General features: G+C 68.3%; 20 protein-coding genes. 12 read left to right on the forward strand and 8 right to left on the reverse strand.

From position 1 onward, the window contains the following. Positions 1-9: 9 nt before the first annotated feature. A complete protein-coding gene (locus tag MKD50_RS24970) occupies positions 10-663 on the forward strand; it encodes a glutathione S-transferase family protein (protein WP_115699265.1) in 654 nt (217 codons plus the stop codon). Here the strand turns inward: MKD50_RS24970 and MKD50_RS24975 are convergent. Further along, a complete protein-coding gene (locus tag MKD50_RS24975) occupies positions 621-1928 on the reverse strand; it encodes an SGNH/GDSL hydrolase family protein (protein ID WP_252669134.1) in 1308 nt (435 codons plus the stop codon). The two genes, MKD50_RS24970 and MKD50_RS24975, sit on opposite strands and share 43 nt — an antisense overlap. 133 nt (positions 1929-2061) lie before the next feature. On the opposite strand from MKD50_RS24975, the gene MKD50_RS24980 reads away from it, so the two are divergent. After that, the gene (locus MKD50_RS24980; protein ID WP_252669136.1) at positions 2062-2967 is read left to right on the forward strand and encodes a LysR family transcriptional regulator; all 906 of its coding nucleotides are present in this window, start codon (positions 2062-2064) and stop codon (positions 2965-2967) included. A 31-nt stretch (positions 2968-2998) separates the two neighbouring features. On the opposite strand, the gene fabG is transcribed toward MKD50_RS24980, so the two are convergent. From fabG to MKD50_RS24995, 3 genes are all read right to left on the reverse strand, one after another. Further along, positions 2999-3730, reverse strand: coding sequence for a 3-oxoacyl-ACP reductase FabG (gene fabG / locus MKD50_RS24985; RefSeq protein ID WP_252669138.1), 732 nt, complete (start codon positions 3728-3730; stop codon positions 2999-3001). Positions 3731-3788: 58 nt separating this feature from the next. After that, a complete protein-coding gene (locus tag MKD50_RS24990) occupies positions 3789-5018 on the reverse strand; it encodes an NAD(P)/FAD-dependent oxidoreductase (protein WP_252669140.1) in 1230 nt (409 codons plus the stop codon). A gap of 144 nt (positions 5019-5162) precedes the next feature. Continuing rightward, positions 5163-6479, reverse strand: a complete 1317-nt coding sequence (locus MKD50_RS24995) for an MFS transporter (protein WP_115702367.1) — start codon at positions 6477-6479, stop codon at positions 5163-5165. 162 nt (positions 6480-6641) lie between these two features. On the opposite strand from MKD50_RS24995, the gene cyoA reads away from it, so the two are divergent. From cyoA to MKD50_RS25030, 7 genes are all read left to right on the forward strand, one after another. Beyond that, positions 6642-7646 carry a ubiquinol oxidase subunit II gene (cyoA, locus tag MKD50_RS25000; RefSeq protein ID WP_240071300.1) on the forward strand — a complete coding sequence of 335 codons (1005 nt, stop codon included), beginning with the start codon at positions 6642-6644 and terminating at the stop codon, positions 7644-7646. Positions 7647-7741: 95 nt separating this feature from the next. Further along, positions 7742-9745, forward strand: coding sequence for a cytochrome o ubiquinol oxidase subunit I (gene cyoB / locus MKD50_RS25005; protein ID WP_252669142.1), 2004 nt, complete (start codon positions 7742-7744; stop codon positions 9743-9745). Continuing rightward, positions 9738-10412, forward strand: a complete 675-nt coding sequence (cyoC, locus tag MKD50_RS25010) for a cytochrome o ubiquinol oxidase subunit III (RefSeq protein WP_172582312.1) — start codon at positions 9738-9740, stop codon at positions 10410-10412. The genes cyoB and cyoC overlap by 8 nt, the downstream gene beginning before the upstream one ends. After that, positions 10409-10813 (forward strand): cytochrome o ubiquinol oxidase subunit IV, encoded by a 405-nt coding sequence (gene cyoD, locus MKD50_RS25015; protein ID WP_115699258.1) that lies wholly within the window; start codon positions 10409-10411, stop codon positions 10811-10813. Before cyoC ends, cyoD begins: the two co-directional genes overlap by 4 nt. Further along, a complete protein-coding gene (locus MKD50_RS25020) occupies positions 10810-11625 on the forward strand; it encodes an SURF1 family protein (protein WP_115699257.1) in 816 nt (271 codons plus the stop codon). Before cyoD ends, MKD50_RS25020 begins: the two co-directional genes overlap by 4 nt. 66 nt (positions 11626-11691) lie before the next feature. Next, positions 11692-12729: an aldo/keto reductase gene (locus MKD50_RS25025; protein ID WP_252669144.1), complete on the forward strand. Its 1038-nt coding sequence runs from the start codon at positions 11692-11694 to the stop codon at positions 12727-12729. A gap of 228 nt (positions 12730-12957) precedes the next feature. After that, complete coding sequence (locus tag MKD50_RS25030) at positions 12958-16209, forward strand: transglycosylase domain-containing protein (protein WP_115699255.1); 3252 nt, start codon at positions 12958-12960, stop codon at positions 16207-16209. Here MKD50_RS25030 and MKD50_RS25035 read toward each other — a convergent pair. Together MKD50_RS25035 and MKD50_RS25040 are read right to left on the reverse strand one after the other, a co-directional pair. Continuing rightward, the gene (locus MKD50_RS25035; protein ID WP_062803895.1) at positions 16182-16433 is read right to left on the reverse strand and encodes a GlsB/YeaQ/YmgE family stress response membrane protein; all 252 of its coding nucleotides are present in this window, start codon (positions 16431-16433) and stop codon (positions 16182-16184) included. The genes MKD50_RS25030 and MKD50_RS25035 overlap by 28 nt on opposite strands. 132 nt (positions 16434-16565) lie before the next feature. Then, a complete protein-coding gene (locus MKD50_RS25040) occupies positions 16566-18119 on the reverse strand; it encodes a methyl-accepting chemotaxis protein (protein ID WP_252669146.1) in 1554 nt (517 codons plus the stop codon). Positions 18120-18473: 354 nt separating this feature from the next. Between MKD50_RS25040 and chrA the strand changes: the two genes are divergently transcribed. Then, positions 18474-19691 carry a chromate efflux transporter gene (gene chrA, locus MKD50_RS25045; protein WP_252669148.1) on the forward strand — a complete coding sequence of 406 codons (1218 nt, stop codon included), beginning with the start codon at positions 18474-18476 and terminating at the stop codon, positions 19689-19691. On the opposite strand, the gene MKD50_RS25050 is transcribed toward chrA, so the two are convergent. Both MKD50_RS25050 and MKD50_RS25055 read right to left on the reverse strand, forming a co-directional pair. Next, a complete protein-coding gene (locus MKD50_RS25050; protein WP_252669150.1) occupies positions 19678-20643 on the reverse strand; it encodes a Bug family tripartite tricarboxylate transporter substrate binding protein in 966 nt (321 codons plus the stop codon). The genes chrA and MKD50_RS25050 overlap by 14 nt on opposite strands. A 121-nt stretch (positions 20644-20764) precedes the next feature. Further along, a complete protein-coding gene (locus tag MKD50_RS25055) occupies positions 20765-21454 on the reverse strand; it encodes a TetR/AcrR family transcriptional regulator (RefSeq protein WP_115699251.1) in 690 nt (229 codons plus the stop codon). A gap of 287 nt (positions 21455-21741) precedes the next feature. On the opposite strand from MKD50_RS25055, the gene MKD50_RS25060 reads away from it, so the two are divergent. Both MKD50_RS25060 and MKD50_RS25065 read left to right on the forward strand, forming a co-directional pair. Continuing rightward, entirely contained in the window at positions 21742-22398 is a 657-nt protein-coding gene (locus MKD50_RS25060) for a PepSY-associated TM helix domain-containing protein (protein WP_115699250.1), read from the forward strand. Positions 22399-22455: 57 nt separating this feature from the next. Next, complete coding sequence (locus tag MKD50_RS25065) at positions 22456-22980, forward strand: DUF2271 domain-containing protein (protein ID WP_252669152.1); 525 nt, start codon at positions 22456-22458, stop codon at positions 22978-22980. The last annotated feature ends 8 nt before the right edge of the window (positions 22981-22988 follow it).

Genomic DNA, 22988 nt, shown 5'->3' on the forward strand with positions numbered 1-22988 from the left:
GAGATCACGATGGAGCTGTACGCGCACCCGTTTTCGTCCTATTGCCAGAAGGTTCTCGTCGCGTTGTACGAGAACGCGATTCCTTTCGAATTCCGCATGCTGTCGCCCGACCACGCGCAGCACATGGACGACTTCGGCAGGCACTGGCCGCTGCGGCGCATGCCGATGCTGGTCGATGACGGCCGCGCGGTGTTCGAGTCCAGCATCATCATCGAATACCTGGACCAGCATCACCGCGGCCCGGTGCGCTGGCTGCCTGAGTCGCCCGATGCCGCGCTGAAGGTGCGCCTGCTCGATCGCTTCTTCGACCAGTACGTGATGACGCCGATGCAGCGTATCGTGGCCGATTACTTGCGTCCCGCAGCGAACCGCGATCCCTATGGCGTGGCCGAGTATCGCAAGCTGCTGGACTCGGCCTATGCGTGGCTGGAGACCGAACTGGCGGCGCGGCAATGGGCCGCGGGCGATGCCTTCACGCTGGCGGACTGCGCCGCTGCGCCATCGCTGTTCTATGCGGACTGGGTGCAGCCGATTCCGCAGTCATGCGGCAACGTGCGTGCCTATCGCCAGCGGCTGCTGGCGCAGCCGTCGTTCGCGCGCGCGGTGGACGAGGCGCGGCCTTATCGCCCGCTGTTCCCGCCGGGCGCGCCGGAGCGCGACTGACCGGCAAGCGCGGGCAGGCTCAGGTCGAACTGCGCCGCCATGGCGCGATAGCCGGCGTCGCCGGGATGCAGGTGGTCGCCGCTGTCGAAGGCCGGCAGCAGCGCCTGCGTGTGCGCAGGGTCGCGCACGGCCGCGTCGAAATCCACCACCGCGTCGAACGCGCCGCCATGGCGGATCCAGTGGTTGACCGCCAGCCGCACGGCTTCCTTGCCCGCGCTGTCATAGCCGCGGATCGGCGTATCGCGTAACGCGCCGGCAAACGGCGTGATGGTGGCGCCGATCACGCGCACGCCGCGCGCATGCGCGCGGGCGATCAGGCGCCGGTAGCCCTCGATCAGTTCGCCGGCCTGCGGCACGGCGTCGTGCGGCGCGAAGGTCGAGCCCGGCCAGGCGATATCGTTGATGCCGATGGCGGCGATCACGGTGCGGATATGCGGCTGGCTCAGCACATCGCGGTCCAGCCGCGCCAGCGCGGACACGCCCATGCCGTCGCGCAGCAACCGGCCGCCGGAGATGCCGGCGTTGAGCACGGCCACGCCGTCGGCAGCCAGCCGCTGCGCCAGCACGTCCGGCCAGCGCCGGTTGGCGTCGGGCGTGGAGCCGTTGCCTTCGGTGATCGAATCGCCGATCGCGACTACGGCGCCGGCATCCGTCGGGGCTTCGACCTGCACCTCACTCAGCAGGACCCGCGCGCTGAACGCCTGCGGCGCAGCCAGCATGGCCTGCGCGGTCGCGTTGCCCGCAGCCAGCCATGCGGTCTGGCGGCCATCCCAATGGAACGATTCGATCGCGGTGCGCTGCGGCAGGTAGAGGCTGAGCGCGAGTTCTCCCAGGGCCGGCGTATCGAGCGCGATGGCATCGCTTGCCACCGACTGGCCTGCCGGGATGGTCACCGTCGCGCTGCCGCCGAAGGTCACGGCGCGGCTGCCAGCGAGGTCGATGCGGCCGCCGCCGGCGTGGGGGGCCAACTGCGCTGCGCCGATCACAAGCGGTTGCCGGCCATAGGGGTTCGACAGCACCACGCGCAGCCGTTGTCCGCCCACGCTCAGCCGCACCACCTGGCGCACCGTCTGGTCCGTCAGTACCGAGGGCACACCGGCAGGCAGCGGCAGGGCGTCGGGTTGCCACACCGGCTGCTGGCTGGCCATCCAGCTTGTCAGCCAGGCACGGTCTTGCAACGGGCTGGCGAGCGCTGCACCGCTGGCGAGGGCGGCGGCAAGGGTCACTGCCGCGGCGCGGCGCATGAAACTAAGATCGGAAAACATGGACAGGTCCTGTCAGATGGACCGGCATCGTTGCCGGCATGGGCCAAAGTTAGGCTATTCCGCCCATGCCAGGTAGCAGGCAAAATGGCATATTGCTCATTCCAATCAGGAATGATCGAAAACAGGGAGCGGCATGGACACCATTCGGGCAATGCAGGTTTTCGTGCGCGCGGTGGAGCTGGGTAGCCTGTCGGCGGTGGCGCGCGAGCAGCGGTCGACGCAGCCGACCGTCAGCAAGATCGTGGCTGCGCTGGAGCGCGAGCTGGGCGTGCGGCTGCTGGCGCGCAGCACCACCAGCCTGTTGCCGACCGAGGCCGGGCGGCGCTTCTACGAGCGCGCGCGGCGCGTGCTGGACGAATACGGCGAGGCCGTCAGCGATGCGCGTGGCAAGACCGGCCAGCCGGCGGGCCGCGTGCGCGTGAGCGCGCCCGCCAGCTTCGGCGTGCTGCGGCTCAACGCGCTGGTGCTGGCGTTCCAGCAGCGCTATCCGCAAGTCGAGGTGGAATTGCTGTTCGACGACCGCTTCGTCGATCTGGTCGAAGCGGGGGTCGACGTGGCGGTGCGCCTGGGCGCCACGCTGCCGCCGCATGTGGTGGCACGCCGTATCGCGGTGTCGCCGCGCCTGCTGGTGGCCGCGCCGGACTACCTGGCGCGGCATCCGAGGTTCCGGCAGCCGGCGGACCTGGCGCGCCATCAGATCCTGCGCTTTAGCTGGCTCGCCAGCGGCGACGACATCGTGCTCGACGGGCCGGGCGGGCAGGCGCTGGTGAATGCGCCGTGCCGCTACCGCGTCAACAACTCGCTGGCGATGCGCGAGAGCTTCCTGGCCGGTGCCGGCTTCGGCATGACGCCGGCTTGGCTGGTGCAGGACCTGCTCGACAGCGGCGCGCTGCGTCGGGTGCTGCCGCGCTGGCAGGGCCCGGCGCAGGAAGCGTTCCTGGTCTGCCCGACGCGGCGCTACCAGCCAGCGCCGGTGCGGGTGCTGCTGGAGTTCCTGCCCAGCGAAATCGCGGCGCTGCCGGGATTCACGGTGGCCTGATGGTGCGTCAGTCGGTGCGTCGGCCGGCGCGTCACCCGAACATCCCGCCGTTGACCGAGATCACCTGGCGCGTGATATAGCCCGCGTCCGGCGACAGCAGGAAGGCCACGGTGGCGGCGACTTCGTCGGGCGTGCCCATGCGCCGTGCCGGAATCAGACGCAGCGCTTCGTCGCGCACGTGCGGCTCGACCATGTCGGTGTCGATCAGGCCCGGCGCGACACAGTTGACGGTGATGGCGCGCTTGGCCAGCTCGATCGCCAGCGCCTTGGTGGCGCCGATGATGCCGGCCTTGGCCGCGCTGTAGTTGGCCTGGCCGCGGTTGCCCACCAGCCCCGACACCGACGACAGCGTGACGATGCGGCCCGGCTGGCGGCGCTGCACCATCGGCATCACCACCGGGTTGAGCACGTTGTAGAAGGCATCGAGGTTGGTGTGCACCACCTCGTCCCACTCGGCGCCGGTCATGGCCGGGAAGGCGGCATCGCGCGCCAGGCCGGCGTTGCAGACCACGCCGTAGTAGCAGCCATGCGCGGCGATATCGGTCAGCAGCGCGCCGGCGGCGTCTTCGCGGCGGGACACATCGAAGCACAGCACGCGGGACTTGCGCCCGCACGCGCGCACGGCGTCGGCGACCGAGTCGGCCTCGTCGCGGCGCGTGCGGCAGTGCACCACCACGTCATAGCCGTCGCGGGCCAGCCGCAGGGCAATGGCGCGGCCGATGCCGCGCGACGAACCCGTGACCAGCACGGTCGGATGGCTCATGGTTGTTGTCCTTGCAGAACCGCCTGCGCGAAGGCAGGCTGGCATACGGTGAGGCGCATCAGACCTTGCAGAACTCTTCCAGCACCGCCAGCCGGCGGCGCGGCTCGGTGACGAAGGGATTGTCGCGGTCCCACGCATAGCCGGCCAGGATCGCCGCGATCATGTCGCGGATTTCCGAGGTGGCGTTGGGATGGAAGATCAGCTTCTGGAAGCGCCCTTCGTACCAGGCTTCGACAAAGACGCGGAAGCAGTCGACGCCGGCCTTGAGCGGCCGCGCGAACTCGTGTTCCCAGTCCACCGGCTCGCCGCGCAGCTGGCGCACCAGGCACTGCGCTGCAAGGCTGGCCGACTTGAACGCGATGGTCACGCCGGACGAGAACACCGGGTCGAGGAACTCGCCGGCATTGCCGAGCAGCGCATAGCCGTTGCCCCACAGCGATTTCACGTTGGCCGAATAGCCGGCGATCTGGCGCGCCGGGGTGTCCCACTTCGCGTCGGCCAGCAACGTGGCCAGGCCCGGCTCTTCCGCAACCAGCGCCTGCAGCCGCTCGGTCTCGGTGCCGGTGTAGCGGTCCAGGAACGCCTTCTCGGCCACCACGCCCTGCGAGCAGCGTCCGTCGGAGAACGGGATGGTCCAGTACCAGACGTCCTGGTGCTGCGGATGCACGCTGATCAGGATCTTGTTGCGGTCGAAGGTTCCGGTCGGGATGCGGTCTTCCACATGCGTGAAGATCGCGCTGCGCACTGGAAAGCCCGACGGCGTTTCCAGCTGCAGCAGGCGCGGCAGGATGCGGCCGAAGCCCGAGGCATCGAGCAGGAACTTCGCGCGTACCGTGTACTGGCTGCCGTCGGGCGCGCGCACGGTGACTTCCGGCTGCGCGCCGCTGACATCGACGTTCTCCACCACATGCGAGAAACGCACCTCGGCGCCCTGGCGCTCGGCCTCGCGGATCAGCACGTGGTCGAACTGCGCGCGCTGCACCTGGTAGGTGGTGCCCCAGCCGGGCGAGTACTTCTGGCGGAAGTCGAAGGCGGTGCGCTGCGTGCCGCGCGCGAACGCGGCGCCGTTCTTGTACTGGAAGCCGGCCTCCACTACCGCGCGCAGCATGCCCGCTTCCTCGAGATAGGCCATGCTTTGCGGCAGCAGGCTTTCGCCGATGGAGAAGCGCGGGAAGGTTTCTTTCTCGATCACCAGCACCGGTATCCCATGCTTGCGCAGCAGGCCGGCGGCGACCGAGCCCGCAGGCCCAGCGCCGATGATGACGACGTCCGTGGTTTCCGTTTTCATAAGCTTCGGTTCCGGAATCACATCCGGAACGACGGGATTTTGGCGGGCGTCAATTGTACTCAGAACGCTGCCGGGCACCGGCAAAACCGGCCACGGGCACTGTTCGCGACTTACGCCGATAGCTGCGCGGGCGCGCGGCGCCGGTCAGACATGCGTCCCCAACGCCCGGTTGATCCGCAGCGCCAGCAGCGTGCAGGCGGCGCCGGAAAGCAGATAGCCGCTCACCGCGATCAGGCCGAATTCCGCCGACAGCCCCAGCGCCACCAGCGGCGCGAAGCCGGCGCCGAACAGCCACGCCATGTCGGTGGTCAGCGCCGCGCCGGTGTAGCGGAAGCGCCGCTCGAAGTTGGAGGTCACGGCACCGGCGGCCTGGCCGTAGGACAAGCCCAGCAGGCCGAAGCCGAGCAGGATGAACAGGTCCTGCGCCAGCGGGCCGCCGCCCATCAGCCAGGGCGCGAACAGGCTGAAGATGCCGATCAGGATGGCCATCAGCGCGAGCGTGGTGCGCCGCCCGATCCGGTCCGCGATCACGCCCGAGGCGATGGTGCCGAGGATGCCGATAAAGGCGCCGGCGATCTGCACCGCCAGTACGTCGGTGACCGGCTGCGAGCCGTTGAGCGCGACCCACGACAGCGGAAACACCGTCACCAGGTGGAACAGCGCAAAGCTGGCCAGCGCGGCGAACGCGCCCAGCAGCAGGTTGTAGCCCTGCTTCATGACGATCTCGGCGGTGCTGATGGGCTCGAGTTCGTCCTCGTCGAGCAGTTGCGTGTATTCGTGCGTCACCACCAGGCGCAGGCGCGCGAACAGCGCCACCACGTTGATCGCGAAGGCGACATAGAACGGATAGCGCCAGCCCCACGCCAGGAACTCATGCGGCTCGAGGCTGAGGTTGAGGAACAGGAACAGCGAACCGGCCACGATAAAGCCGGTGGGCGCGCCCAGTTGCCCCAGCATCGCGTACCAGCCGCGCCGCTGCGCGGGCGCGTTCAGCGCCAGCAGCGAGGGCAGCCCGTCCCACGAGCCGCCGAAGGCCACCCCCTGCAGCGTGCGGAAGATCGCCAGCAGCACGATGGCGGCCGGGCCGAGCGCGGCGTAGCCGGGCAGGAAGGCGATGCCGACGGTGGCCGTGCCGAGCAGGAACAGCGACGCGGTCAGCTTGACGCCCCGGCCCCAGCGGCGCTGGATGCGCATGAACAGCGCGGTGCCGAAGGGCCGGCCGATAAAGGCCAGCGCGAAGATGGCGAAGGCATAGAGCAGCGCGTCGAGCCGGTCGGCGAACGGAAAATACACCGCGGGGAACACCAGCACCGAGGCAATGCCGTAGACGAAGAAATCGAAATATTCCGAGGCGCGGCCGATCACCACGCCGGTGGCGATTTCCGCGGGCGCGACATGCGCGGCGCCGGGCGCGGGAGGTGCTGTAGGAGACGCCCGGTGCTGGTGGGTCGCGGTGGTCATCGGCATACCTCCCTGTCTGTGAGCGAGGGCGCTGCAAATTGCACCATGAAGAATGGCACTTGAGCGCCTACACTGCCATAGTTGCTCAGACCAGTCTAAGTCACTTGCGCCGCGGCGTACAAATGGCGCGACCCGAAAGCTATGCGATCTTCCGGTCAGACAATGTCAATGCACCGCCCGATCCGCTGGTTGCTGCTGCCAGTCGTGCTGTCGCTGGCCGGCTGCAACGCCGTGCTGCTGTCGCCTGCCGGCGATCTTGCGCTCCGGCAACGTGACCTGATCATCATCTCCACCGGCCTGATGCTGCTGATCATCGTGCCGGTGATCGTGCTGACGCTGGTGTTCGCGTGGCGCTACCGCGCCGCCAACGCCGATGCGCACTACAACCCCGACTGGGACCACTCCACGGTGCTGGAGCTGCTGATCTGGTCGGCGCCGCTGCTGATCATCATCGCGCTGGGGGCCATCACCTGGGTCAGCACCCACAAGCTCGACCCTTACCAGCCGCTGACGCGGCTCGATGAAAGCCGCCCGCTGCCGCCGGGCACGCAGCCGCTGACGGTGGAGGTGGTGGCGCTGGACTGGAAGTGGTTGTTCGTCTACCCGGAGCAAGGCATCGCCACCGTCAACGAGCTGGCCGCCCCGGTCGACCGGCCGATCCGCTTCAAGATCACGGCCTCCACCGTGATGAATTCCTTCTTCATCCCCGCGCTGGCCGGCCAGGTCTACGCCATGCCCGGCATGGAAACCCGCCTGCATGCGGTGATCAACCGGGCGGGCGTCTACGAGGGCTTTTCCGCCAACTACAGCGGCGCGGGCTTTTCGCACATGCGCTTCCGCTTCCATGGCCTGAGCGATGACGAGTTCGGCCGCTGGGTGCAGACGGTGCGGGCCGCTGGGTCGCCGCTGAGCCGGGCCGCCTACACGCAGCTGGCGCAGCCCAGCGAACGTGAGCCGGTGCGGCGCTACGGCAGCGTCGACGCGAACCTGTTCGATGCCATCGTGAACCGTTGCGTGCAGGCCGGGCAGGTCTGCCAGAAGGACCTGATGGCGCGCGATGCGCAGCGCGCCGCGGGCCTGGGCGCGGCCGTCTGCACGGCCAGCAACACGCTGGGCGAACCGCTGTTCGGGACCGGCGCGGCCGGTGCCGGCGAGCTGCTGCGCTAGCGCGCCTGCGTCGGTGGCAGGCGCTGCACAGGGCCGTGCGCAAGACTGTGCGAAAGACCGTGACCTAGTACGCCGTTGTTGTCCTGGAGACCCACATGCCGGAGCGATCCGAACTCGCCACGCAACTCTTCGGCCGCCTGAGCTGGGAGGCAATCCCGCTGCATGAGCCCATCCTGATCGCCACCTTCGCGGTGGTGGTGCTCGGCGGGCTGGCGCTGGCCGGCGGCGTCACGTATTACGGCAAGTGGGGCTACCTGTGGCGCGAGTGGTTCACCAGCATCGACCACAAGCGCATCGGCATCATGTACATGATCCTCGGCATCGTGATGCTGCTGCGCGGCTTTGCCGATGCCATCATGATGCGCATCCAGCAGGCCATTGCCTTTGGCGACAACCTGGGCTACCTGCCGCCGCACCACTATGACCAGATCTTCACCGCGCACGGCGTGATCATGATCTTCTTCGTCGCCATGCCGCTGGTCACCGGCCTGATGAACTTTGTCGTGCCGCTGCAGATCGGCGCGCGCGACGTGGCGTTTCCGTTCCTGAACAACTTCAGCTTCTGGATGACGGTGGGCGGCGCCGTGCTGGTGATGATGTCGCTGTTTGTCGGCGAATTCGCGCGCACCGGCTGGCTGGCCTATCCGCCCTTGTCCGGCATCCTGCAGAGCCCGGACGTGGGCGTGGATTACTACCTGTGGTCGTTGCAGGTGGCGGGGGTGGGCACGCTGTTGTCCGGCATCAACCTGCTGGTGACCATCGTCAAGATGCGCGCGCCCGGCATGACGCTGATGCGCATGCCGATCTTCACCTGGACCGCGCTGTGCACCAACGTGCTGATCATCGCCGCGTTCCCGGTGCTGACCGCGGCGCTGGCGATGCTGGCGGTAGATCGCTACCTGGGCATGAACTTTTTCACCAGCGACCTTGGCGGCAGCGCCATGATGTACGTGAACCTGATCTGGATCTGGGGCCACCCCGAGGTCTACATCCTGGTCCTGCCGGTGTTCGGCGTGTTCTCGGAGGTGGTCGCCACCTTCTGCCGCAAGCGCCTGTTCGGCTATGCCTCGATGGTGTATGCCACGGTGGTGATCACGGTGCTGTCGTACCTGGTGTGGCTGCATCACTTCTTCACGATGGGCTCGGGCGCCAGCGTGAATTCGTTCTTCGGCATCACCACCATGATCATCTCGATCCCCACGGGTGCCAAGCTGTTCAACTGGCTCTTCACCATGTACCACGGCCGCATCCGTTTCGAGGTGCCGATGCTGTGGACCGTGGGCTTCATGGTGACGTTCGTGATCGGCGGCATGACCGGCGTGCTGCTGGCGGTGCCGCCGGCGGATTTCTCGCTGCACAACAGCCTGTTCCTGGTCGCGCATTTCCATAACGTGATCATCGGCGGCGTGCTGTTCGGGCTGATGGCCGGCATCACCTACTGGTTCCCCAAGGCCTTCGGCTACCAGCTGGATCCGTTCTGGGGCAAGTGCTCGTTCTGGTTCTGGCTGGTTGGCTTCTACGTGGCGTTCATGCCGCTCTACGTGCTCGGCCTGATGGGGGTGACCCGGCGCGTCAGCCATTTCGAGGACCACTCGCTGCAGATCTGGTTCCAGCTGGCCGGCGTGGGCGCGCTGCTGATCGCGCTGGGGATCGGCTGCTTCCTGGTGCAGCTGGTGGTGAGCTTCCTGCGCCGCGAGTCGCTGCGCGATGTCACCGGCGACCCGTGGGACGGCCGCACGCTGGAGTGGTCGACCTCGTCGCCGCCGCCGCCGTACAACTTTGCCTTCACGCCGCTGGTGCACGACAACGACGCCTGGTGGCAGATGAAGGTGCACGGCTACCAGCGCCCCGCGCACGGCTTCATCCCGATCCATATGCCAAAGAATACGGGCGCCGGCATCCTCCTGGCCGGGCTTAGCACGCTGTGCGGCTTCGCGCTGATCTGGCATATCTGGTGGCTGGCGGCGCTGGCCTTCGCCGCCACCCTGATCACGGCGATCGGCCATACCTTCAACTACCAGCGGGATTTCTACATCCCGGCCGACACGGTCCACCGCACGGAGGCAGAGCGCAGCGCGCTGCTGGCCAGCCATGGCTGATACCTTCGCTCCCTTTGCCGCCGAGGGCGCGCCCCCGCACGAGGCGCCGTCGCAGCGCGCGCCCGCGCAGCCGGCCGAGCTGCGTTTTTACATGACCGAGGAATACCACGTGCCCAACGGCACGCTGCTCGGCTTCTGGCTCTACCTGATGAGCGACTGCCTGATCTTTGCGTGCCTGTTCGCCGCGTACGGCGTGCTGGGCCGCAACTACGCGGGCGGGCCGTCCGGCGCCGAACTGTTCGACCTGCCGCTGGTGGCGCTGAACACCTCGTTCCTGCTGCTGTCGTCGATCACCTATGGCTTTGCCATGCTGGAGACGCAGCGCGGCCGGCTGGGGCCGACGCAGGGCTGGCTTGCCGTGACCGGCCTGCTGGGCGCGGCTTTTCTCGCCGTCGAGATCTATGAGTTCGTGCACCTGGTGGGCGAGGGCGCGGGGCCGCAGCGCAGCGGCTTTCTGACCTCGTTCTTCGCGCTGGTGAGCACCCACGGCCTGCATGTGACCTTCGGCATCGTGTGGCTGGTCACGCTGGTGGTGCAGCTGCGCCGCCACGGGCTGATCCCGGAGAACAAGCGCCGCCTGATGTGCCTGTCGATGTTCTGGCACTTTCTGGACGTGGTCTGGATCGGCGTCTTTACCTTTGTCTACCTGATGGGAGTGCTGCCATGAGCGCGCACGACGACACGCTGGCCCACGGTCATGGAGACGGACATGGCCACGGCCATGGCCATGGTGAAAGCGAGATCCATATCTCGCTCGGCGGCTACGTGACCGGCTTCGTGCTGTCGGTGATCCTGACCGCGATCCCGTTCTGGCTGGTGATGGGCAAGGTGTTCGAGCAGTCCGGCACCACCGCGATGGTGCTGCTGGCGCTGGGCGCGGTGCAGATCGTGGTGCACATGGTCTACTTCCTGCACCTGAACGCCAGGTCCGAGGGCGGCTGGAACATGCTGGCGCTGATCTTCACGCTGGTGCTGGTGGTGATCACGCTGACCGGCACGCTGTGGGTGATGTTCCACCTGAATTCCAATATGATGCCGGGCATGCATACCACCAAGACCCTGCCTTGACCGGTCCCACCGACGACCGCGCGCCGGTCGAAAACCCGCGCACCGCCAACGCCGCCAAAGGCGTCCCCGAATCCCCGCGCCCGCTGTCGACCGTCTGGCTGACCGCATTGGCGCTGTTTGCCGCGGCGGCCATCGCCGGCCTGGTGGCGCTGGGCAACTGGCAGGTCGAGCGCCGCGCCTGGAAGCTCGGCCTGATCGCCCAGGTGGCCGAGCGCGTCCATGCGGCGCCGGTGGCGGCGCCCGCGCCCGCGCAATGGGCGGGGCTGACCAGGGCCAATGCCGAGTACCGGCGGATCCGCGCCAGCGGCACCTTCCTCGACGACCGCCAGACCCTGGTGCAGGCCGTGACCGAGCAGGGCGGCGGCTACTGGGTGATGACGCCGCTGCGGCTGGCCGACGGCAGCACCGTGCTGGTCAACCGCGGTTTCGTCGCCGAGCCTTTCCGCGCGCGCGTGGCCCCCGCTGGCAGCGGCCCCAGCGAAGTGATTGGCCTGCTGCGCATGAGCGAGCCGGGCACCGGCCTGCTGCGCCACAATGACGCGGCGCGCGACCAGTGGTTCTCGCGCGACGTGGCGGCGATCGCCGCGCACCGCGGCCTGGGGCAGGTCGCGCCGTATTTCATCGACGCCGCAGCGGTGCCGCCGCCGGCCGGGGCGGACCCCCAGGCCTGGCCGGCGGGCGGGCTGACGGTGACGGCCTTTACCAACAACCACCTCGGCTACGCGCTGACCTGGTACGGGCTGGCGCTGATGGTGGCCGCCGCCGCCGCGTACGTGGGGCGCGAGGAATACCGCAAGCGCCGCCGCGCCTGAGGCCGCGCCGGCAAGCCTGGCCGGGTGGCGGCACAATGTGGGCTGTCCCATCTCCAAGGAGCCGCCATGCCAGACCTCTCCATGCCGTACCGCCGCCTCGGCGCCAGCAACCTGCGCGTTTCGGCGCTGTGCCTGGGCACCATGATGTTCGCCGACCAGACCGACGAGGCCGAGGCCGGCCGCATCGTCGCCAGCGCGCGCGACCACGGCGTGAACTTCATCGATACCGCCGACGTGTACAGCAAGGGCGCGTCCGAGCAGATGGTCGGGCGCCTGCTGACCGCCAACCGCCACGACTGGGTGCTGGCCACCAAGCTCGGCAACGCCATGCAGGCGGCGCCCAACCACGGCCACTACTCGCGCACGTGGATCACGCGCGCGGTCGAGGACAGCCTGCACCGGCTGGCGACCGACTACATCGACATCCTCTACCTGCATCGCGACTATCCCGGCGCCAACCTGGAAGAGCCGGTGCGGGCCATGGGCGACCTGGTGCGCAGCGGCAAGATCCGCTACTGGGCGGTGTCGAACTTCCGCGGCTGGCGCATCGCCGAGATCGCGCGGCTGTGCGGCGAGCTGGGCGTGCCGCGTCCGGCGGCGTGCCAGCCGTACTACAACCTGCTGAACCGGCTGCCAGAGGTAGAGATCCTGCCCGCGTGCGAGCACTACGGCCTGGGTGTGGTGCCCTATAGCCCGGTCGCGCGCGGCGTGCTGACCGGGAAGTACGCGCCCGGCCAGGCCCCGGCCGAGGGCACGCGCGCGGGCCGCGCCGACCGCCGCATGATGGAGACCGAGTTCCGCGAGGAATCGCTGGTCATCGCGCAGCAGCTCAAGACCCATGCCGAAGCGCGCGGGCTGACTCCCGGCCAGTTCGCCACGGCCTGGGTGCTGGCCAACCCGATCGTCTCGTCGGTGATCGCCGGCCCGCGCACGCTGGCCCAGTTCGAGGATTACTTCGGCGCGCTCGGTGTCGCGATCGCGCCCGAGGAAGAGGCGATGATCGATGCACTGGTGTCGCCGGGCCATGCCTCTACGCCAGGCTACAACGATCCGGGATATCCGCTGATCGGGCGGCCCGTGAGGCGCGCGGAGGCTGGCCGATAATTCGGCCTCGCCTTTCGGACGCACTGCAAGTGGCGCTCGCGCTGCCTGGAGTGACGTCCGTTTGCAACGGCACGCTGCCCGCGCGCTTGCATGATGCACCCGGGCGCGACTCCTACTAATATCAATACAGGCAGGCGCGCGTGCGGCGCGCCCTGCGAAAACATCGCGCTTCGAGCCGGCGCATGAACCATTCTGCGCGCTGCGCCGGCCCACCAAGGAAGCCCAAACGTGTCGCGTCGTGCCTGGATTTTCGCTGGCTTGGCGGTCGCCCTCACGGGCGGCGCCTATGTCGTGTATAGCGTTGTCGCAAGCGAGGTGCGCAACTCGCACTGGCAGGCGCGGCTGATCGGCAGCCTGGGCCAGCGGCTGACGTTCGAAATCCAGCCGGGTGCCAGCGACAGCATCCGCTTCCCGCATTCCGGACCCTATGACGCCCGCATGGGCTATGGCAGGCTGCCGCTGTTCGCGCAGCGGCTGGAGCAGCGCGGCTACGTGCCCGCCGAACAGGCGCGCATGTCGCCCGACATGGTGCGGCTGATCGACGAAGGCCTGTTCACGCCCTATCGCGAAAAGAACCAGGCGGGCCTGCTGCTGCGCGACTGCAACGGGCTGACGCTGGCGTTCGAGCGCTACCCGCAGCGCCAGTACGCCGATTTCGACGCGGTGCCGCCGGTGCTGGTGAGCGCCTTGCTGTACGTCGAGAACCAGGGCCTGCTCAATCCGGAATACCCCAACATGAACCCGGCACTGGACTGGCGCCGGCTGTCGCGCGCGGTGCTGGACCAGGTGATCCGCCTGGCCGACAAGTCGCACGACGCGCCTGGCGGCAGCACGCTGGCGACGCAGATCGAGAAATACCGGCACTCGCCCGAAGGCCGTACCGCTTCCATCCCGGAGAAATTCCGGCAGATGGCGTCGGCATCGCTGCGCGCCTACCTGGACGGCCCGGATACCCAGCGCGCGCGCGAACGCATCGTGGTCGACTACCTGAACACCGTGCCGCTGTCGGCGCGCGAGGGCTTCGGCGAGATCAATGGCATCGGCGATGCGCTATGGGTCTGGTACGGCGAGGATTTCGGCGAGGTCAACCGCCTGCTCAAGGAGATGGACCAGCGCGCGCCGGACCCGCGCCAGGCGCAGGCGTTCAAGCGGGCGCTGTCGCTTGTCATCTCGCAGCGCCGCCCGTCGTACCACCTGCGCCGCGACGACACCAACCTGGACGCGCTGACCGGCAGCTACCTGCGCCTGATGGCGGCCAACAACATCATCACCGCCGAGCTGCGCGACGCGGCGCTGGCGCAGCCGCTGGACAAGGCGTCGGCGCCGCAGCGCCCGCCGCAGGAGCCCTTTGTCACGCGCAAGGCCGTCAACCGCGTGCGCGCCGACATCGGCCGGCTGACCGGGGTCGAGAGCCGCTACGACATGGACCGGCTCGACCTGACCGTGGACAGCACCATCAACCGCGAGGCCCAGCGCATCGTCGTCGACACGCTGCAGCGCGTAAACAACAAGGCCGATGCGCGCGCCATGGGCCTGTATGGCCACAACCTGCTGCGCGACAACGACGACCCGTCGAAGCTGATGGCCAGCTTCACGCTTTACGAGCGGGTCGGCAACGCCAGCGTGGTGCGCGTGCAGGCCGACAACATCGACCAGCCCTTCGATATCAACAGCGGCGCGCGCCTGAACCTGGGCTCCACCGCCAAGCTGCGCACGCTGGTGACCTATCTGGAGATCATCAGCGAACTGCATGCGCGCTATGCCGGCATGACCAGTGCCGAGCTGGCCGGCGTGCGGCTGGCGCGGCAGGACGCGCTCAGCCGCTGGGCGGTCGACTACCTGGCCAAGGCGCGCAAGCCCGCCGAGCGCGAGCTGATGGCGATGCTCGAGGCCGCCATGGAACGCAAGTACTCAGGCAGCGCGGGTGAAGGTTTCTACACCGGCGGCGGCCTGCAGAGCTTTACCAACTTCGAGCGCTGGGAAGGCGAGCGCATCATGACCGTGCGCGTGGGCTTCCAGCACTCGGTCAACCTGGTGTTCATCCGCATGATGCGCGACATCGTGCGCTACGAGATGTTCCATGCCAAGCCGGACATGGGCGACCTGTTCGAGGACCGCAACGCGCCGGGCCGGCGCGAGTACCTGGAGCGCTTCGCCGACCAGGAAGGCAGCGCCTACATGGCCGGCTTCTACAAGCACTACCGTGGCAAGAATTCGGAGCAACGGCTGGACACGCTGCTGGGCCGGGTGCGCATGACGCTGCCCCATCTGAACGCCGTGCGCATGTCGGTGACGCTGCTGAGCGCACGGCCGCATCTCGACGAGGAAAGCTATGTCCGCATCATGCGCGCGCGCCTGGGCGACAAGCAGCTGGCCAAGGAAGACCTGCCGGCGCTCTACCGCAAGTACGGCAAGGACAAGTTCAACCTGAACGACCGCGGCTACCTGTCCCGGGTCCATCCGCTGGAGCTGTGGATGGTGGAGTACCTGGACCAGCACCCCGACGCCACGCTGTCGGAAGTCCTGCGCGCCAGCGCCGCCGAGCGCCAGGAGGTGTACAAGTGGCTGTTCAAGACGCGCAGCAAGGCCGGCCAGGATAACCGCATCCGCACGCTGCTGGAGCAGGACGCCTTTACGCACATTGCCCGGCGCTGGCAGCGGCTGGGCTATCCGTTCGACTCGCTCACGCCGTCGTACGCCAGTGCCATCGGCGCCGCCGGCGACCGCCCGGCCGCGCTGGCGGAGCTGGTGGGCATCCTGCTTTCGGGCGGCATGGCCACGCAGAACGCCGCGGTGCACAGCTTCGCCTTCGCCGAAGGGACTCCCTACGCGACGCGCTACGTGCTTCAGCCTGGTCCGGGCAAGCGTTTGCTGCCGGAAGAGCTGACCGTGGTGGTGCGGCGCTCGATGCTCGATGTGGTGGAGCGCGGCACCGCCAAGTCGATCCGGGGCGCCTTTACCGTGCCGGGCCGCGATGGCGCCACGCTGGCCGTGGCGGGCAAGACCGGCACCGGCGACCAGCGCTTCCAGGTCTATGGCCGCGGCGGGCGGCTGATTGCATCGCGCTCGGTGAACCGCTCGGCCACCTTCGTGTTTACGCTGGGCGACCGCTTTTTCGGCACCGTGGTGGTCAACGCGAGGGAACCCTATGCGGCGCGCTACAGCTATACCAGCGCACTGGCAGTCAGGGTGCTGCGCGCTATCGCGCCGCAGATTTCGTCGATGGCCCCAGGCGGCGACCGCGCCCTGCTGCGTTGCCGCGATAACTCGCCGGGCCTGCGTGCCCCGCGCACGCCGACGCTGACCGAGGGCGCGCCCGCTGCGCCGTTGCCTGCGGCCCAGGCTGCGGCCGGGCCCTCGCCTGCGCCGGCCAGCGCTGACGGATCCGCGCCCGCGCCGGACACGCCGAAGCTGGCCGACGCGCACGACGCCGCCGCCGTGCGCCGCGCCAGTCAGGCCTTGCGGCGCACCATGCCGTAGATCACCAGCAGCACGATCGCGCCGATCACCGAGGCAACCCAGCCCGCGGGCTCGCCCGGCTGGTACCAGCCCAGCGCGCGGCCGACATAGCCGGCGACCACCGAGCCCAGGATGCCCAGGATGATGGTCATGATCCAGCCCAGCTTGTCGTCGCCGGGCTTTACCGCCCTGGCGATCAGGCCCACGATAAGGCCAACGAACACGGTGCCAATGAATGCCATCATGGTGCGCTCCTGTCAGTGGTCTGCGGTAACGGTCTGATGCACTGAGCCGGCCGCCTGTGCGGCCGGCTTCGCTTCATCATACACGCAGGCACGCCGGGCGGCAGGCGCGCGCAGGGGGGAGTGGGGCGCTGCTCAGGCCGCCAGGCGGAACTGGCCCACGGCGCGGTGCAGCGCCTCGGCCTGGTCCTCCAGCGACGCGGCGGCGGCCGCGGCCTGTTCCACCAGCGCCGCGTTCTGCTGCGCCATCTGGTCCATCTGCGACACCGCCTGGTTGACCTGCTCGATGCCGCCGGTCTGCTCCTCGGTGGCGGCGCGCATTTCGCCCATCAGGTCGGTCACCCGCTTGACCGCGTCGACGATCTCGTCCATCGCCTTGCCGGCGTTCTCGACCAGCACCGCGCCGTCCTCCACACGCTGCGCCGAATTGCCGATCAGTGCCTTGATCTCCTTGGCTGCGGTGGCGCTGCGCTGGGCCAGCGTGCGCACCTCGCCGGCCACCACCGCGAAGCCGCGGCCCTGGTCGCCGGCGCGGGCCGCCTCGACCGCCGCGTTGAGCGCCAGGATATTGGTCTGGAAGGCAATGCCCTCGATCACGCCGATGATGTCGACCACCTTGCCCGAGGCGCTCTTGATCTCGCCCATGGTGTCCACCACCTGGCTGACGATGGCGCCGCCGCGCACGGCGATGTCCGACGCACCCTCGGCCAGGTGGCTGGCCTGGCGCGCGTTCTCGGCGCTCTGGCGCACGGTGCTGGTGAGCTGCTCCATGCTGGCGGCGGTTTCCTGCAGCGACGCGGCCTGTTCCTCGCTGCGGCGCGACAGGTCGGCGTTGCCCGCGGCAATCTGCTTGGCCGCGCCGGCAATCGAATCGGCCGAGCCGCGGATGCTGCCGATCGCGCCGGTCAGGCGCGACTGCATGCGGTGCATGGCATGGAGCACGCTGTGCTGGTCGCCGGCGCGCAACTCGACCTGGCCGGCCAGGTCGCCTTCGGCAATGCGCCCGGCGATCTGCGCGGTGGTGGCCGGCTCGCCGCCCAGCTGGCGCTGCAGGCTGGCCGCGACCCGCACCATCACCAGCGACATCAGCGCGCCGACCGCCAGCAGCAGCCCCAGCGCCTTCCACAGCTCCTGGCGGAACGCCGCCTCGATGTCGTCCAGGTACAGCCCGGCGATGAAGTTCCAGTCCCACGGACGGAAGTTGGCCACGTAGCTCAGCTTCGGCTGCGGCGCCTGCGCACCCGGCTTGGGCCACAAGTATTCGATGAAGCCCTTGCCCGGGCCCCTGCCGATCGCGGCGATGTCGCGGAACAGGTAGACCCCGTTCGGGTCCTTCATGCCCTCCATCGCCTTGCCGTTCATCTCAGGCTTGAACGGGTGCATCAGCACCACGGTGTCGGATCGCATCAGCGTGAAATAGCCGTCGGCGCCGAAGCGCATCGCGCGCACGCGCTCGATCGCCTGCTGCTTCGCTTCCTCGGCGGGCAGCTTGCCGGCCTTGGCCAGGGCCTCGTACTCGGCCACCACCGAGACCGCGGTGTCGGTGACGTGGGCCAGGTCGAGCCGGCGCTCTTCCATGCGCAGCGTGCGGATGTGCCACGCGTTCCACAGCGTGATGCCGAGCAGGCAGACCCAGCTCAGCACCAGCGGCAACAGCAGTTTTTTCTTCAGGCTCAGGTTGTGCAGCATCGCTTCCACTCCTCCATCTTCTCGCGCTTTACGCTTCTCATCGGTGATGCGCATCGCCGTGCCACGCCGGGGTGACGCGCGTAGCGGCCAGCAAGGGGGACAAAGGCCGACGGCGCATGCGTCTGCGGCATAACGGCGCAAAACGGACGTAACTTGATTGAGGTAGGTTCGCCACACCATCAGTATGGTTGATTGGTTTCAAAACTGGATCGGCGCTGTGCGTTATGCAACGCTTCCTCCCCCGGTACGGCATGGGCGCGTGCTGTCGCCTTCGCTTTGTCACCCCGGGCCGCAAAATCGGTCAGAATCTGCGCTGTCCTCCGCACGCCCATCCGTTTGCCCGCAAACCGCCCCATGGCTTCCTTGCCCAGTCCCTCCGATGACACCCGCGGCCACGACGGCCCGCTTGCCGTGTTCCTGATCTTCCTGCGGCTCGGCCTGACCTCGTTCGGCGGCCCGGTGGCCCACCTGGCGTTTTTCCGCGAGGAACTGGTGCGCCGGCGCGGCTGGCTCAGCGAGGCCGCCTATGCCGATGTGGTGGCGCTGTGCCAGTGCCTGCCCGGGCCGGCCAGCAGCCAGACCGGCATCGCGCTGGGGCTGGCGCGCGCCGGCTATGGCGGCGCCCTGGCGGCATGGGTGGGCTTCACGCTGCCGTCGGCGCTGGCCATGATCGTGTTCGCGCTGGGGGTGACCCATTACGGCATGGCGGCGGCGCCGGGCGTGCTGCACGGGCTGAAGCTGGTGGCGGTGGCGGTGGTGGCGCAGGCGGTGTGGGGCATGGCGCGGACGCTGTGCGTCGGCCCGGTGCGCATCGCCATCATGCTGGTAGCCGCCGGCACCGTGCTGGCGTGGCCGGGGCCGTGGGCGCAGGTGGCCCTGATGGCCGCCGCCGCGGTCGCCGGGATGGCCTTGTTGCGGCCGGCGCTGGGCGGCGCGCATGAACCGCTGCGCCTGCCGGTGACGCATCGCGGCGGCGTGCTGGCGCTGGTGCTGTTTGCCGCGCTGCTGGCCGGCCTGCCGCTGCTGGCGCAGTGGGCCGCCGACCCGGCCGTGCGTGTGTTCGACGCCTTCTACCGCGCCGGCGCGCTGGTGTTCGGCGGCGGGCACGTGGTGCTGCCACTGCTGGATGCGGCCGTGGTGACCCCTGGCTGGGTCGGCAAGGAAGTCTTCCTGGCCGGCTACGGCGCGGCGCAGGCGATGCCGGGGCCGCTGTTTTCCTTCTCCGCGTTCCTCGGCGCAGCCATGCAGAACCCGCCCACCGGCATTGCCGGCGGACTGCTGTGCACGCTGGCCATCTTTTTGCCCGGCGCGCTGCTGGTGCTGGGTGCGCTGCCGTTCTGGGAAAGCCTGCGCCGCAACCGGCGCGCCCAGGCGGCGCTGGCCGGCGTCAATGCCGGCGTGGTCGGCCTGCTGCTGGCGGCGCTATGGCATCCGGTGTGGACCAGCGCGGTGCAGGGCCCGCTGGACATCGTGCTGGTGGCGCTGGCGCTGGTGGCGCTGATGCGGTGGCGGCTGCCGCCGTGGCTGGTGGTGGCGGTGGCGGCTGTGGCGGGATGGCTCATTCAAGCGTGATTCCCGCCCTCACGATAGTGCGCTCGACGCGAGCGCGTTCCTTGTCCACCAGCGACGAGAATGCGTCCGGTCCCGGCTTGGCAACACGGCCGCCGCGCTGCTCGAGGCTTGCCACGAAGTGTGGGTCGCGTGCGCTGCGCTCGACCGCCCTGGCCAGGGCGCTGACGACACCCGGCGCAAGACCTGGCGGCCCTGTCACGCCTAGCCAGGACGAAGCGATGAAGTCCGGGTACGTTTCCGATAGCGTGGGTATGTCCGGAAACTGAGGCAGGCGGCTGGCGCCACCCGTTGCCAGGACCCGGATCTGACCTGCCTGCACTTGCGGCGCGACGGAGCCGAGACTGTCGACCATGAAATCGACACGCCCCGCAATGAGGTCGTTGGTCGCCTGCGAGCCTCCGCGATAGGGCACATGCACGGCCTTGATGCCGCCGAATACCTGCAACATCTCGGCAGCGATGTGCGAGGTTGTGCCGATGCCGGCCGAGGCGTAAGTGAGCTTGCCCCCATTGGTCTTGCCCCAGGCTACCAGCTGCGGCACGCTTTGGAATCTGGAGTTTGCTGGCACCACAAAGACGAAGGGACCCTCATTGACGAGGCTGATGAGCGTGAACCTGGTCCCAGGGTCGAAGCCGATGGCTTTCTGGGTCAACGGATTCACCACCAGCTGCCCGGGTGTAGTCGCCATCAGCGTGTAGCCGTCGGGGCGAGCCCGCGCCAGTTCGGCGCTGGCGATATTGCCGCCGGCGCCGGTGCGGTTGTCCACCACGACAGGCTGGCCCAGCTCTTTACCCATTCCGACGGCAATCTGCCGCGCCGTAATGTCAGTGATGCTGCCGGCGGCGAAGCCTACTATCAAACGGATCGGCCGGGCTGGATAAGCCGGCTCTGCAGATGTCGCCGAAGCAATGAAACTTGCCGCCCCAAGCAGCATGGTTGCGATGACCTTCACCGGTTGTCTCCTTGTGATATGAATTTCGCGGCGCCGGCTCGCCGGCAGCCCGGCATTCAGCACGAGCGCCGCCCCACCGGGCGTTGCGACGCCGGCGTTGGGGGCGGAAAAAAAGCAGGAGCTAGTCTTGTTGTAGCGGCACGCGCAGCCGGGCGCTCAGGCTATCCTTCAGCGCCTGGATAGCGACCGCGACATTGCTGGTCGTCGGACTCAGCATGGATTGCGTGCGCAGACCGCGTACGGTGGCAATCAGCAACTGCGCTTCATCCGCTGCGTTGATGTCAGGGCGAATTTCGCCAGCTCGCTGACCGGCTTCGATGTGCCGCGTGATAGCGCGGTGCCAGCGTGCACTGATGGCTGCGAATGTCGGTCGGATATGTGGCGCCGGCCCGATGGATTCGAGCATCAGCACAAAGAAGGCGCGGGAATTGACGGACGGGTTGTCCATGCCTTCCAGATAACAGTCAATTTCGCAAAAGATGGCATCCAGACCCCTGAGCCCGCGCATGCGCGCCAGCAAGCGCTCGCGGTGGGTGTCTGCAATATGCTTGATGAGCTCTTCGAGCAGACGGTCTTTGGTACCGAAGCGGTGCTGGACCAGGCCTCGGCTATAGCCTGCTTCAATGCCTGTGGCCTCGAGCGTTGTATGGGTGTAGCCACGCTCGGCAACCAGGCGGGTTGCCGCTTCCAGGAGGCGGCGATCAGACTCCGCGACTCGTTCGGCCTGCGTCCGACGTGGACGCTTTGTCCGGGAGGCCGCGTTTGCGGCCTCTTCCGGGATCAAAGGGGTGGCGGCAAGTTTCGTCATCATGCGGCGCATTCTATTTACAAGCGGTACGCACCGCAAGTTAACGTGAATTGGGGTAAACGACATACTTGCGGGTTGTACCGCAAGTATGTCGTGAAAGCTCGGTGCCGCTGCCGGTACTGCAGCGTCCGGGCCTCAGGCCCGTCCGAAGCAGCTGTAACGGGCTGTAAACAATCGTGGACGACGTCTCGTTGTGATTTCAAATGAGAACGATTATCCTTTTGTTTTTCATCTAGTTGTGACTTGAATATCACAATACCTTTTGCGGCCAGCGCCGCCCATCCACCGCAATGACCGACACCCAGCCGGCCGCCGGCCAGCAGCGCCGCGCCTTCTGGCTCAAGCATCTTCACCAATGGCACTGGATCAGTTCCGCGATCTGCCTGGTCGGGATGCTGCTGTTCGCGGTCACCGGCTTCACGCTGAACCACGCCGGCCAGATCGAGGGCAGGACCGCCGTGCAGACCCGGCACGCGACGCTGCCCCCGCGCGTGCTCGAACAGGTGCGGAGCGCGGCCCCGGCTGAGACCGCCCAGGCGAGCGAGAGCAGGGCGCCGGTGCCGGCGGTGCTGGACGACTGGCTGGCGCGGGCGCTGGATATCGACGCCAGCGGGCGCGACGCGGAATGGTCTGCCGACGAAATCTACGTGGCGCTGCCGCGCCCGGGCGGCGACGCCTGGGTCAGCATCGCGCTCGACAGCGGCGAGGCGCAGTACGAGAACACGTCGCGCGGAGCCATCTCGTACCTGAACGACCTGCACAAAGGCCGCCACACCGGCGCGGCGTGGAGCCTGTTTCTCGACGCGTTCGCGCTGGCGTGCCTGGTGTTCTGCGTGACCGGCCTGTTCCTGCTCAAGCTGCACGCGGGCGGGCGCGTGGCGACCTGGCCGCTGGTGGGCCTGGGTCTGGTGGTGCCGGTGCTGCTGGCGCTCCTGTTTATCCACTGATCGGTCGCGCTCGCGCCGATCTTCTTCCTGCATCTCACTGACGAGGTTTCTCCCGATATGCGCCGACTGCTCTCCGTCTCCCTGACCGGCATGGCCGCCGTGCCGCTGGCCGGCCCCGCGCTGGCCGCGGACCTGAACGTCAAGGTCGACATCCCGCGCCTGACCGTGGCCGAGTACCACCGCCCCTATGTGGCGATGTGGGTCGAGCGCGCCGACCAGAGTCCGGTGCAGACGCTGGCGGTCTGGTACGACGGCAAGCTCAAGGACAGCGAGGGCACCAAGTGGCTCAAGGACATGCGCCAGTGGTGGCGCAAGGCCGGCCGCGACCTGCACATGCCGGCCGACGGCATCTCCGGCGCCACGCGCGCCCCGGGCGAGCACAGCGTCAGCTTCAGCGACGGCAAGGCGCCGCTGGGCAAGCTGCCCGCCGGCAACTACCAGCTGGTGGTGGAGGCCGCGCGTGAAGTGGGCGGGCGCGAGCTGCTGCGCGTGCCGTTCACGTGGCCGCCGCAATCGGCACAGAGCGCCCGCGCCAAGGGCGAACACGAACTCGGCGGCGTCACCGTCGACCTGAAGCCTTAACCTTCCCG

It is taken from the genome of Cupriavidus mimosae (assembly GCF_023952485.1).
Taxonomy (GTDB): domain Bacteria; phylum Pseudomonadota; class Gammaproteobacteria; order Burkholderiales; family Burkholderiaceae; genus Cupriavidus; species Cupriavidus taiwanensis_C.